Source organism: Leifsonia sp. NPDC056824 (assembly GCF_042789575.1).
Classification (GTDB): Bacteria; Actinomycetota; Actinomycetes; order Actinomycetales; family Microbacteriaceae; genus Leifsonia.
Map to the genome: position 1 here is coordinate 49,456 of NZ_JBHUAV010000003.1, position 12,293 is coordinate 61,748.

Genomic DNA, 12,293 nt, shown 5'->3' on the forward strand with positions numbered 1-12,293 from the left:
CGCACGCGCCCCCGCCCCCCCACCCCCCAACCCCGGACCGGAGGCCGCCGGCATACTACCCCCCCCCCCCCCCAACCGTTACAAACCGGGGCAAGCCGGGGGCGTATCCCCGCGTTTTCCCACGTTTCGATGGTCGTCAGGCCTCGGGCTTGGCCTCCGCGATGGAGGCGCGGACGGCGTCCATGTCCAGGGCCTTCACCTGGGTGATCAGGTCTTGGAAGGTCGGGGCGGGGAGCGCGCCGGGCTGCGAGAACACCAGGATGCCGTCGCGGAACGCCATCAGCGTCGGGATCGAGGTGATCCCCGCCGAGGCGGCGAGCGCCTGCTCGGCCTCGGTGTCGACCTTGCCGAACACGACGTCGGTGTGCTCCTGCGACGCCTTCTCGAAGACCGGCCCGAACATGCGACACGGGCCGCACCATTCCGCCCAGAAGTCGACGAAGACGATGTCGTTCTCGGTGATCTGGGACTCGATGTTCTGAGAGGTGAGTTCGACGGTAGCCATGAGGAGTGCAACCGTCCGCCGTCATCTTCCATTCCCCGGCAGCCATCGAGCAGGAATGGAGAAGCGCCCCACCGCGCCCGCGCCTACCGTGATTGACATGACCTCCATCGACCACATCACCCTCGAGGTGGCGGACGCCTCCGCCGCCCAGCAGTTCTACGACGCCGCCTTCGGGCTCGGCGACCGGGTGCGCGTGCGCGCCTCCGACACCCCCTCCACCGGCTTCCGCGGCTACACCATGTCCATCACGGTCGCGCAGCCGGCCGACGTGAACGCCTACGTGGAGTCCGCGCTCGCCGCGGGCGCGACCACCATCAAGCCGGTCGCCAAGACCTTCTGGGGCGTCGGCGGCACCGTGCAAGCGCCGGACGGCGCGATCTGGAAGATCGCGACCTCCGAGAAGAAGGACTCCGGCCCCGCCAAGCGCGAGCCCGAGTCGGTGGTGCTGCTGCTCGGCGTCGACGACGTGGGCGCGAGCAAGCAGTTCTACGCGGCCCGCGGCATCCCGGTCGGTAAGAGCTTCGGCTCCTACGTGCAGTTCGACCTGAAGGACAGCCCGGTGCAGCTCGCCCTCTACAAGCGGCGCGCGCTCGCCAAGGACGCGGGCGTGCCGGAGGACGGCTCGGGATCGCACCGCCTCGTCATCGGCGGCGACAGCGCGGCGACCGACCCGGACGGCTTCGCCTGGGAGGCCGCAGCCGGCTGATCGGCGCGGCAGGCTGAAGGGCGCAGCATAGGAACCCCTCAGAACCTCCATCGACCGGGCATAAGGTCGCGAAAGGTCACAGGTAGGTAACGGCAGCAGGGTTGCTGCCATGTCCCAGCCAACGCCACTCTCGCTCGACATCGTCGTACCCGTGTACAACGAGCAGGCGACGCTCGACACGTCCCTCCGCCGGCTGCACGCCTACCTGACCGACACGGTGCAGGCGAGCTGGCGGATCACGATCGCCGACAACGCCAGCACCGACGCCACGCCCGCCCTCGCGGACGCGCTCGCCGCGGAGCTGGGCGGGGTCGTCGCCGTGCACCTCCCGCTGAAAGGACGCGGACGCGCCCTCAAAGCGGTGTGGGGCTCCTCGCCCGCCGAGGTCCTCGTCTACCTGGACGAGGACCTCTCCACCGACCTCGCCGCCCTGCCGCCGCTGGTGGCGCCGCTGCTCTCCGGCCACTCCGACCTCGCGATCGGCACCAGGCTGGGGAGGAGCGCGCGCGTCACCCGCGGCGGCAGGCGCGAGTTCATCTCCCGCAGCTACAACCTGCTGCTGCGCCGCACGATGTCGGTCGGGTTCACCGACGCGCAGTGCGGCTTCAAGGCCATCCGCCGGGACGTCGCCCAGCGCCTCCTCCCGCTCGTGGAGGACGACGGCTGGTTCTTCGACACCGAGCTGCTGATCCTCGCCGAGCGCGCAGGGCTGCGCATCCACGAGATCCCCGTCGACTGGGTGGACGACCCGCACAGCTCGGTGGACATCGTGCGCACCGCCCGCGAGGACCTCAAGGGGATGCTGCGCGTCGGCACGAACATCGCGCGCGGACGCATCCCGATCGAGGCCGTCTACGCGGAGCTCGGGAGGCGGCCGTTCGCGCCGCCGACGCCGCCGAGCTTCGTCGGCCAGGTCGTGCGGTTCGCGATCGTCGGGGTGCTCTCGACCGCGGCGTACGCGCTGCTGTACCTGCTGCTGACCGGCGTGCTCGGCGGCCAGGCGGCGAACTTCGCGGCCCTGCTGCTGACGGCGGTCGCCAACACCTGGGCCAACCGGCGCTTCACGTTCGGTGTGCGCGGACGGCCCGGGATGGTGCGGCACCAGTTCCAGGGGCTGGTCGTGTTCGGGATCGCGTGGGCGCTGACCAGCGGGTCGCTCGCGGTGCTGCACGCCACGGCGCCCGGAGCGCCTGCCCGGGTCGAGCTGATCGTGCTGACAGCCGCGAACCTGTTCGCGACGCTCGTGCGGTTCGTGCTGCTGCGGCTGTGGGTGTTCCGGGCGGGGCGGCGGAAGGCGGTGGTCGAGGCGGCTGCTGCGACGGCTGTGCCTCCCTCCGCAGCGGCGGCCGTCACCGAACTCCGCCCCACGCATGCGCCTGCCGACCTCGTCCTCGTCCCGACCGAAACGGAGAAGTGACCATGTCCGTCACGACCGCACCCAGCCCGACCACCTCCAGCCCACCTGTGCCTCCTGGCGCCGCGACCCCCTCCGCCTCGCCACGCCGTGGCATCCGTGCCTGGCTGCGCCGCCTCGTGCGGGGCCGGGAGGGCGCCGCCGCCTGGGAGCGTCCGGCGCTGCTCGGCCTCCTGGCCGTCACCGCGCTCCTCTACCTGTGGGACCTCGCCGCCAGCGGCTGGGCCAACTCCTTCTACTCGGCCGCGGTGCAGGCGGGCTCGGTGAACTGGGAGGCCTTCTTCTACGGCTCCAGCGACGCCGCGAACTCGATCACGGTCGACAAGCCTCCGGCGAGCCTCTGGATCATGGCCCTCTCGGTGCGGATCTTCGGCCTCAGCTCGTGGAGCATCCTCGTGCCGGAGGCGCTGATGGGCGTCGCCACCGTGTGGCTCGTGTACCTGATCGTGCGCCGCAACTTCAGCGCCAGGACGGCGCTGCTCGCGGGTGGCGTGCTGGCGGTTACCCCGGTGGCGGCGCTGATGTTCCGGTTCAACAACCCGGACGCGCTGCTCGTGCTGCTGCTGACGCTGGCGACCTACCTGACCCTGCGCGGCATCGAGTCCGGTCGCATCCGCTGGGTGATCTGGGCGGGGGTCGCCGTCGGCTTCGGGTTCCTGACCAAGCAGCTCCAGGCGTTCCTCATCCTCCCGGTGCTCGCCGGCGTCTACCTGGCGGCGGCACGGGTCTCCTGGGGGAAGCGCTTCGGCCACCTGTTCGCGGCGCTCGGCGCTGTGGTCGTCGCGGCCGGCTGGTGGGTCGCGATCGTCGAGCTCGTCCCCGCCTCGCTGCGGCCCTACATCGGCGGCTCGCAGACCAACAGCTTCCTGGAGCTGACCTTCGGTTACAACGGGCTCGGCCGCCTCACCGGCAACGAGACCGGCAGCGTCACCGGCGGCCGGGGCGGCGCGACGGGAGGCGGGATGTGGGGAGCGACCGGCATCCTGCGCCTGTTCGAGAACGAGGTCGGCGGCCAGATCGCCTGGCTGCTCCCGGCGGCGCTCGTGCTGTTCGTCGTGGCGCTCGTGCTCGGCCGCCGGATGGCGCGCACCGACGCCCGCCGCGCGACCCTCCTGCTGTTCGGCGGCTGGCTGATCGTGACCGCGGTGGCGTTCTCCTTCATGGCCGGCATCTTCCACGCGTACTACACGGTCGCGCTGGCCCCGGCGCTCGCCGGTGTCGTCGCGATCGGCGCCTCGGCGGTCTGGGGGGCCCGCGACCGGCTGTGGGTGCGCATCCTGTCGGCCGTGACCCTGCTCGGCACCGCGGTGTGGGCGTGGGTGCTGCTCGACCGCGCGACCTCCTGGCTCCCGTGGCTGAAGGTGGTCGTCCTCCTCGTCGCGCTCGCGGCGTCCGTGCTGCTGCTCCTTCCCCCGCGCAGCCGGGCGCTGTCGGGCGCGACCATCGCCGCGACGCTGGTGGCGGCGCTGCTCGCACCGACCGCGTACACGCTGCAGACCGTGACCACGGGGCACAGTGGGTCGATCGTGACCGCGGGGCCGACCGTGGCGGGGACGATGGGCGGGCCGGGCGGCGGCCGCGGGTTCGGCGGAGCGCCGAACGGCGGCGGGGGCGCGCCGGGCGGCGGCTTCGGCGGGCAGGGCGGGTTCCCAGGGACCGGTGGGACCGGTGGGACCGGCGGGACGGCGGGCGGGACCGGCGGGACGGCCGGCGGCACCGGCGGCACCGGCGGCGCGACCGGCACACAGGGCGGCACGACGGGCGGCGCCACCGGGGCGCCGGGCGCTGCGGGCGGCGGCGGGATGGGCGGCCTCCTCGGCTCCAGCACCGTCAGCTCCCAGCTCAGCGCCCTCCTGAAGGCGGACGCCTCCTCGTACACCTGGGTGGCGGCGGCGATCGGCTCCAACTCCGCTGCGGGCTACCAGCTCGCGACGCAGGAGGCCGTGATGCCGATCGGCGGCTTCAACGGCTCCGACCCGTCGCCCACGCTGGCGCAGTTCGAGCAGTACGTGAAGGAGGGCAAGATCCACTACTTCATCGCCGGCGGGGTCGGCCAGGCCAACGGCGGGAGCAGCGCCTCCAGCGCCATCGCCTCCTGGGTCGAGAAGAACTTCACCGCGACGACAGTCGGAGGTGTCACCCTCTACGACCTCACGAAGTGACGAGGTCCCGCCGAAGGGCACGTAGACGCCCCTAAAACGCCGTTTTAGGGGCGTTTACGTGCCCTTCGGCGCCGAATCCGTGCGTGGTGGGGGCGGTTGGCGGGCGATGATCGTCCTTTGGCTGGGGATGGGCGGCGGATGTCGGTGGTCCGCGCCAGGATGGTGCAGTGACCGATAGCGCTCCCTCCGCCACGCGTGTGCCCACGGCGGAGCCCGTCGAGCACCGCGGGCACCTCGGCGTCGCCGGCGGAACGGCGCTCTACGTCGCGGCCGTCCTCGGCACGGGCATCCTCGTCCTCCCCGCGCTCGCCGCGGCCGCGGCCGGGCCCGGCGCGATCCTCGCGGTCGCCGCCCTTGCGCTCATCTCCGTTCCGCTGGCCGCGACGTTCGCCGCGCTGGCCCGGCGCCACCCCGACGCCGGCGGCGTCGCGACGTTCGCCCGCCGCGCCTTCGGCCCGACCTCCGCGCGGATCGTCAGCTACTGGTTCTTCTTCGGCACCCCGATCGGCGCCCCAATCGCCGCGCTGATGACCGCGCGCTACGTCGTGGCGGTGATCGGCGGCGACGCCGTGCAGACCGTCGTGATCGCGGTCGCCCTGATGGTCGTCCCTGTCGCGGTGACCGCGTTCGGCGTCCGGTTCGCCGCGTCCGTCCAGCTCGTGCTCTCCGGGGCGCTCATCGCCGTGCTCGTCTTCGTCCTCGCCGCCGCCGCGCCACACGCGCACGCCGGGAACCTCCAGCCCCTGCTCCCGCACGGCTGGTCGGGCGTCGGGCTCGCGATGAGCCTCTACATCTGGGCGTTCGCCGGGTGGGAGGCCGTCGCCGGCATCGGCGGCGAGTTCCGCAACCCGCGGCGCGACATCCCGCGCGCGACCGCCCTGGCACTGGTGATCGTGTCGGTCGCCTACCTCGCGATCCAGACCGTCACCGTCGCCGTGCTGGGGGGCCGCGCAGCCACGTCGGCCGTCCCGCTGCTCGACCTCGTCTCGGTCGCGACCGGCTCCGGCGGCGGCATCGTCGTCGCGGTGATCGCCGCGATCGTCGTCACGGGGGTCTTCAACGCCTACCTCGCCGCGTTCAGCAAGCTGGGCGCCGCGATGGGCCGCGACGGCGACCTCCCCGCCTGGTTCGGCCGCGGCGCCGAGAACGGCGCCGTCGCGCGGCGCGGGCTCCTGCTGTCGGCGGTGGTCATGGCGCTGTACTCGGTGGTGGTGCTGGCCAGCGGCGACCTCCAGCCGTTCATCCTCGTGCACACCAGCATCGCAGCGGCCGTCTACGGCCTGGGCGTCGCGAGCGCGATCGTCCTGCTGCCGACCCGCTCGCTCGGGTGGTGGATGGCGGTGCTGTCGGTCGTGTTCGCGGCAGGGCTGCTGGTGCTGGCCGGTTGGCACCTGGTGTTCCCGGCCGGGATCGCGGTGATCGCGGTGCTCGTCGGGGTCGTCGCGCGCGGGAGGACGCGCCGCGGCGCGTGAGCCGGCCGTGGTGGTGACGCTCGACCCAGCGGGGTCGAAGGCGGCCGTCCGGGCCGCCGGCGCGACGGCGGGTCGGGCGGGCGCCCCGGAGCATCGCGCCGTCGCGGATAATGGGGCGGTGCCCCACGATCCTGCGGTCCGCGCCGCGAGCATCCGAGACGTCGCGCTGCTCGCCGGCGTCTCGCACCAGACGGTGTCCCGGGTCATCAACGACCACCCGAGCATCCGGGACTCCACCCGGCAACGCGTCCTCGACGCGATGGGTCAGCTCCAGTACCGCCCCAACCGGGCGGCGCGGGCACTCGTCACCGCGCGGTCGCGCACCCTCGGCGTGCTCTCCACCACCGCTGCCGCCCTCTACGGGCCGGTGTCGAGCATCAACGCCGTCCAGGGCGCCGCCCGCGACGCCGGGTACTACCTCGCGGTCGCGCAGATCCCCGAGCTGACCGACGCGGGGATCGCCGCGGCGCTCGACCACCTGCTCGCGCAGGCGGTGGAGGGCATCATCGTCATCGCGCCCCAGGATCCGGTGCTGGAGCACATCTCAAGCGCTCGCATCGGCGTCCCGTACGTCACCCTCCAGGGCGGCTCGGAGTACGTCGAGCGCGAGCTGACGGTCGACCAGGAGGCCGGGGCCCGCGCGGCGACCGCTCACCTGATCGGGCTCGGTCACCGGCGCATCCTCCACCTCACCGGACCGCTCGCCTGGTTCGAGGCGCAGGCGCGCGTCGCCGGCTACACCCACGAACTGGAGGCGGCGGGCCTGCCGGTGCCGGCGCTGCTGGAGGGCGACTGGTCGGCCGAGTCGGGGTACCGGGCAGCGCAGTCGTTCGTGCGCGACCCTGAGACCACCGCTGTGTTCGCGTCGAACGACCAGATGGCGCTCGGGGTCTACCACGCCGCCCGCGAGGCCGGCCGGCGCATTCCGGAGGACCTGAGCGTCGTCGGCTTCGACGACATCCCGGAGGCGGCGCACTTCTGGCCGCCGCTGACCACCGTCCTGCAGGACTTCACCGAGCTCGGCCGCCGCAGCGTGGAGCGCCTGGTCGCCGAGATCGAGGGCGGCGACGTGCCGGGGCCCGCGAGCCTGCTGCCGGAGCTGGTCGTCCGGGAGTCGACGGCGGCTCCCCGGAGCGCGAGGAGGCCGGGCGGATGAGCGCGGATCAGGGGCGCAGGGCCACGGCCGGGCGGATGAGCGCGGACGAGCGCCACCGCGCCGTGGGCGGGCGTGCCGAGAGGCCGGGCGGATGAGCACCGACGAGCGCCACAGGGACACGGCCGGACGCCTCGCCAAGCCGGAGGGCGTGCTCGCGCCGCGCTACCGCTGGGTGAGCATCGGCATGTGCCTGCTCGTCACGCTGGCGGCTTTCGAGGCGCTGGCGGTGACGACGATCATGCCGACCGTCAGCCACCAGCTCCACGGCGCCGGGCTGTACGCCTTCGCGTTCGCCGGACCGCTCGCCGTCGGCGTCCTCGGCATGGTGGTGGCCGGGACCTGGTGCGACCGCGGCAACCCGCGCACCGTGCTGTTCGCGTCGGTCGGGCTGTTCGCGACCGGCCTCATCCTGGCCGGCCTCGCGCCGACGATGGGACTGTTCGTCACCGGACGCCTCGTGCACGGGCTCGGCGGCGGCGCGCTCACCGTGGCGCTCTACGTAATCGTCGCGCGCGTCTACCCGCCGCGCCTGCACGCCCGTATCTTCGCCGGGTTCGCCGCCGCGTGGGTCATCCCGTCGCTGATCGGACCGGTGATCGCGGGCGCCGTCGCCGAGACGGTCGGCTGGCGGTGGGTGTTCCTCGGAGTTGTGGCCCTTGTCGTTCTCGCGATGCTCATGGTCGTGCCCGCGATGCGCGGCCTGCACGCGCCCGACCGGCGACCGGAGGGAGGCCGGCGCGAGCTGGCGCGCGCCGGGCTGGCCACGCTCGTGGCGGTCGCCGTCCTCGCGCTCACGCTCGCCGCGGAGGCGCACGGACCCGTCCAGTGGCTGGTCCCGGTGTTCGCGGCGGCGGGTGCGATCGCCGCACTGCGGCCGCTGATCCCCGCGGGCACGCTGCTCGCGCGTCGCGGCCTCCCGAGCGTCGTCCTGCTGCGGGCGATCGTCGCCGGGACGTTCTTCTCGGCGGAGGTCTACGTCCCGCTGCTGATGGTGACGCAGTACGGCGCATCCCCGGCCGTCGCGGGCCTCGCGCTCACCGCCGCGGGACTGAGCTGGGCCGCCGCCTCCTGGGCGCAGGGCCGGTTCCCGTCCATCGGCCATCGCCTCGCCGCCCGCCTCGGCGCCCTCGGCCTGACCATCGCGATCGCCTCGCTGCTGGTGACCGTGGTGACCGGCGCCTCCCCGGTGCTCGTGGTCGTCGGCTGGGCGTTCGCCGGCGCCGGGATGGGGATCCTCTACCCGCGCCTCGGCGTCCTCACCCTGGAGTACTCGACCCCCGCCGACCAGGGCTTCAACAGCTCGGCCCTGTCGATCGCGGACTCCACCGGCTCGGCCATCGCCCTGGCCACGACGGCGATCGCGTTCTCGGCGCTCGGCGGCGCGGCGTCACCGGCCGCGTTCGCGGGCGTGTTCGCCGTGAACGGCGTGCTGTGCCTGGCCGCCTGGCTCTGCGGCGGCCGCATCGTGCGCGACTGACCCCGCGGCTGCCCCGGCCCCAACGGAGGACATTCCCCGACCCGGCGGCCTGATCTCCTCCGCTGACTGCTTATTCGACCTGCAGGGCTCCGGATGTCCTCCGTTCCCCGCAACGCGACCCCTTCACAAGCAGAACCCAACGGAGGAGATCCAACCACCCAGCGCCCCGATCTCCTCCGCTGACTGCTCTTCCGACCCGTCCGAGCCCCGATGTCCTCCGTTACCGACAGCCCCCGAAACCGCACCTCACGGAACGCTCGGCGCTGCCTCCCCGGCATCCCCGGTCTCACCGGCCCCGGCCTCCCCACGCACCCCCGCCGAGTCCGACGGGTCGCCCTGCCGCCGGCTCGCCAGCAGGAACGGGATCCCGATCAGCTCGATCGCCCCGCCGATGACGAGGGACGTCCCGTACCCCCACAGGTCGGCAGCGCGCCCGAGCGCCGGCTGGAAGACGACGCCGCCGAGGCTCCCGAACAGCGAGTCGAACGACAGCACGGTCGCGCGCTGCTTCGACGGGATCATGTCGTTCAGGTACGCCTGCCGCACCGGGCCCGCCACCGCGAAGACGAAGCCCCAGATCACCAGCAGCACCACCGCGAACCAGAAGAACGCCGTGAGCCCCATCGCCACCAGGATGACGATGCTGCACAGCGAGGCGCCGATGATCGTCGTCGTCCGCTTGGCGAACAGGCGGCGGAGCCTCGGCGCCAGGATGCCGCCCGCGACCTGCGCGAGCGAGAGGATGGCCGCCGCGAGTCCGGCGATGGAGTACGCCTTCGGGTCGCCGTACAGTTCGAGCAGGTACGGCTGGAGGGCGTAGAAGGCGTAGATCCCGACGCCCGACGCGAACGGCGCCGACAGGATGACGTAGCGCACCGAGCGCTTCCGCATCCCGTGCTCGATCGACTGGGAGAGGACGTTCCTGGTCGCCCGGAGCGGTCCCATCGATTTGTCGGGGGTGAACCCGACGTCGCGCATCGTGACGAACGCGAACACGAACATCAGCACCAGCACGCCGGCGCGCAACAGGAACGGCACCCCGAGGTTCGTCGCCTGCGCGATCACCCCGCCCAGCACGGAACCGGTGAACATCGCCACGCCGGTGACGACGAGCGCGCGACCGAAGACCGACTCCAGGCTCCCGGTGTACCCGGTGAACGCGAGCGCGTCGACCAGCCAGGCGTCCGTCGCCCCGGAGAAGAAGGTGAACCCCAGCCCGAGCAGCACGGAGGCCACCGCCCACCAGAAGAACGGCGCGTGCCACACCCAGAGCAGCCAGTACAGCACGGTCGACAGTGACAGGGTGATGGTGCCGAGCAGGTAGGAGGCGCGGCGCCCGATGGTGTCGGCGACGACCCCAGTGGGGATCTCGAAGATGACCATCCCGGCCGTGAAGAACGCGTTCGCCGCGAACGCCTCGAAGTTGGTCAGGCCGGCGTCGAGCAGGAACAGGGTGTTGATGCCCCAGATGAACGATGCGGCCAGCGTGTTGCCGAGGAGGAGCGTGAGGTACACGGCCTGGACCCGGCGGGGTGACGGGGTCATGGCCGGGGACCGGATGGTGCGTTCATGCCCAGAATCATCGTCCTCTCGGCGCCGGGATGCCAGAGGGGGTCGACCGAACTGTGCCAGGGTGGTGCTGATGAGCACCGTCGTCTTCGCCCCCGACTCCTTCAAGGGCTCCGCGACCGCGGCGGAGGTGGCGTCGGCGCTGGCCGCGGGGTGGTCGTCGGTGCGTCCGGGCGACCGCATCGTCCTGGCGCCGATGGCGGACGGCGGCGAAGGCACGCTCGACGCGTTCGAGGTGGCCGTGCCCGGGTCCGTTCGCCGGCCGGTGCGCGTGACCGGACCGGACGGCGCCCCGCGGGACGCGAGCTGGCTCCTCCTGCCGGACGGGATCGCGGTCGTCGAGCTGGCCGAGACCAGCGGGATCGGGCTGATGCCGGCGCTCGCCCCTTTCGACGCCCGGACGACCGGGTTCGGCCAGGCGATCGCGGCCGCGCTGGATGCCGGCGCGACGGGGCTGCTGCTCGCGATCGGCGGCAGCGCCTCCACGGACGGGGGCGCCGGGCTGCTGACGGCGCTCGGTGCGCGGCTGCTCGATGCGGGCGGGGACGCTGTCGGTCCGGGGAATCGCGGCCTCGCCGGCCTCGACCATAGTGACCTCGCAAGCCTGCGCGCACTTCCCACGGGAGGGGCGCGCATCCTGAGCGACGTGACGAGCCCGCTGCTCGGACAGGACGGCGCGGCGGCGGTGTTCGGGCCGCAGAAGGGCGCGGGTCCGGCCGACGTGCCCGTGCTGGAGGCCGGCCTCGCCCGGTTCGCGGACGCGCTGCGGGAGGCCGGCGTCACCGTCGATCCCGCAACGCCCGGGGCCGGCGCGGCAGGTGGGACCGGCTTCGGCCTGCTCGCCTGGGGCGCGACGATCGCACCGGGGGCGGCGGCGGTCGGGGAGGCGCTCGGGCTGCCTGCGGCGGTGGCCGGTGCGGATGCCGTGGTGACGGGCGAGGGCCGGTACGACGAGCAGTCGGCCGCGGGCAAGGTGACGGGGTATGTAGCGGGGCTGGCGTCGGCGGCCGGGGTGCCCGCGCTGCTGGCGGCCGGGTCGATCGCGGCGGAGCCGTGCGGGTTCGCGGGTGCGGTGTCGCTCGCGGGACTTGCGGGCGGTGCCGCGGCGGCCATAGAGGACCCGCTCCGCTGGGCCACGGCCGCGGGCGCCCAGCTCGCCCGCGCCTGGGTCTGAGGGACAATAGCGGAGGAGATTGGGCCGGTCACCCGTCCCGCGACAGTTAGCGGAGGAGGGTGGCCCCGGCGCCGCCCGGAACTCCTCCGCTCGCAACCCGACGGTCGGGCCGAACGCAACGGAGGAGCCCGGCCCGCGCCGCGCGCCGGTCTCCTCCGTTAGCTGCTTTGCGACCGGGTCGGGGACGGAAGTCCTCCGGTGGCACCTAGGGCAGGTACTGCCCCCGCTGCTCCGTTAGTGAAATCTGTCCTGTCGAGGGTTACTTCACGAGCTTAATAGAATTTATCGGAGTAAGGTTAACATTGGTATCCCACCACCATTCGAAGGTGAAAACAACGGTCCGGAGTTCACCGGTCCCGTCGTATCCGGTGTAGAAACCTACCTTCGCTCCATCGGTTTGGTTGTTAAGCACCCTGTGATTTCCCAACTGGCCGGATAGGTTGTATGAGCCGTACTTGAAGTACTTGTGAGACGGCTTGTCGCCGTTCCAGCCGGAATCCGGATAGATACAGAAGTACCCTGACGGGCAGCCGTGCACAGTCCCTGCCGCGTTTGCCGGCGCGGCCAGGCCGAAGGCCCCGATGAAAACGGACGCCAGGATGGCGCCGACGATCGTCCTTTTCTTCATACTCACTCCGTTGTCCGTAGAAACATCGCG

The 12,293-nt window shown here is 72.6% G+C and carries 10 protein-coding genes; 7 read left to right on the forward strand and 3 right to left on the reverse strand.

Going from position 1 to position 12,293, the window contains the following annotated elements:
* Positions 1-136: 136 nt before the first annotated feature.
* Entirely contained in the window at positions 137-505 is a 369-nt protein-coding gene (trxA, locus tag ACFRFH_RS13140) for a thioredoxin (RefSeq protein ID WP_382463452.1), read from the reverse strand.
* Positions 506-602: 97 nt separating this feature from the next.
* Between trxA and ACFRFH_RS13145 the strand changes: the two genes are divergently transcribed.
* The 6 genes from ACFRFH_RS13145 (at position 603) to ACFRFH_RS13170 (ending at position 8,892) form a co-directional block, all read left to right on the forward strand.
* Positions 603-1,211, forward strand: a complete 609-nt coding sequence (locus tag ACFRFH_RS13145) for a glyoxalase (RefSeq protein ID WP_382463453.1) — start codon at positions 603-605, stop codon at positions 1,209-1,211.
* A gap of 109 nt (positions 1,212-1,320) precedes the next feature.
* Complete coding sequence (locus ACFRFH_RS13150) at positions 1,321-2,628, forward strand: glycosyltransferase (protein WP_382463454.1); 1,308 nt, start codon at positions 1,321-1,323, stop codon at positions 2,626-2,628.
* A gap of 2 nt (positions 2,629-2,630) precedes the next feature.
* Positions 2,631-4,787, forward strand: coding sequence for a glycosyltransferase family 39 protein (locus ACFRFH_RS13155; protein ID WP_382463455.1), 2,157 nt, complete (start codon positions 2,631-2,633; stop codon positions 4,785-4,787).
* Between the two features lie 167 nt (positions 4,788-4,954).
* Entirely contained in the window at positions 4,955-6,259 is a 1,305-nt protein-coding gene (locus ACFRFH_RS13160; RefSeq protein ID WP_382463456.1) for an APC family permease, read from the forward strand.
* A 118-nt stretch (positions 6,260-6,377) separates the two neighbouring features.
* Positions 6,378-7,415, forward strand: a complete 1,038-nt coding sequence (locus ACFRFH_RS13165) for a LacI family DNA-binding transcriptional regulator (protein ID WP_382463457.1) — start codon at positions 6,378-6,380, stop codon at positions 7,413-7,415.
* A 91-nt stretch (positions 7,416-7,506) separates the two neighbouring features.
* On the forward strand, positions 7,507-8,892 hold the full coding sequence (locus tag ACFRFH_RS13170; protein WP_382463458.1) for an MFS transporter: 1,386 nt from the start codon (positions 7,507-7,509) through the stop codon (positions 8,890-8,892).
* 246 nt (positions 8,893-9,138) lie between these two features.
* On the opposite strand, the gene ACFRFH_RS13175 is transcribed toward ACFRFH_RS13170, so the two are convergent.
* Complete coding sequence (locus ACFRFH_RS13175; protein WP_382463459.1) at positions 9,139-10,437, reverse strand: MFS transporter; 1,299 nt, start codon at positions 10,435-10,437, stop codon at positions 9,139-9,141.
* Positions 10,438-10,534: 97 nt separating this feature from the next.
* Here ACFRFH_RS13175 and ACFRFH_RS13180 point away from each other — a divergent pair, with 97 nt between their 5' ends.
* Positions 10,535-11,635 carry a glycerate kinase gene (locus tag ACFRFH_RS13180; protein WP_382463460.1) on the forward strand — a complete coding sequence of 367 codons (1,101 nt, stop codon included), beginning with the start codon at positions 10,535-10,537 and terminating at the stop codon, positions 11,633-11,635.
* Between the two features lie 259 nt (positions 11,636-11,894).
* Here the strand turns inward: ACFRFH_RS13180 and ACFRFH_RS13185 are convergent, their stop codons facing one another.
* The gene (locus tag ACFRFH_RS13185; protein WP_382463461.1) at positions 11,895-12,263 is read right to left on the reverse strand and encodes a hypothetical protein; all 369 of its coding nucleotides are present in this window, start codon (positions 12,261-12,263) and stop codon (positions 11,895-11,897) included.
* Between the last annotated feature and the right edge of the window lie 30 nt (positions 12,264-12,293).

Excerpts from the sequence above, each read along its gene's own strand:
- trxA (WP_382463452.1), bottom strand. The coding sequence starts at position 505 with ATGGCTACCGTCGAACTCACCTCTCAGAACATCGAGTCCCAGATCACC.
- ACFRFH_RS13145 (WP_382463453.1), top strand. The coding sequence starts at position 603 with ATGACCTCCATCGACCACATCACCCTCGAGGTGGCGGACGCCTCCGCC.
- ACFRFH_RS13150 (WP_382463454.1), top strand. The coding sequence starts at position 1,321 with ATGTCCCAGCCAACGCCACTCTCGCTCGACATCGTCGTACCCGTGTAC.
- ACFRFH_RS13155 (WP_382463455.1), top strand. The coding sequence starts at position 2,631 with ATGTCCGTCACGACCGCACCCAGCCCGACCACCTCCAGCCCACCTGTG.
- ACFRFH_RS13170 (WP_382463458.1), top strand. The coding sequence starts at position 7,507 with ATGAGCACCGACGAGCGCCACAGGGACACGGCCGGACGCCTCGCCAAG.
- ACFRFH_RS13175 (WP_382463459.1), bottom strand. The coding sequence starts at position 10,437 with ATGACCCCGTCACCCCGCCGGGTCCAGGCCGTGTACCTCACGCTCCTC.
- ACFRFH_RS13180 (WP_382463460.1), top strand. The coding sequence starts at position 10,535 with ATGAGCACCGTCGTCTTCGCCCCCGACTCCTTCAAGGGCTCCGCGACC.
- ACFRFH_RS13185 (WP_382463461.1), bottom strand. The coding sequence starts at position 12,263 with ATGAAGAAAAGGACGATCGTCGGCGCCATCCTGGCGTCCGTTTTCATC.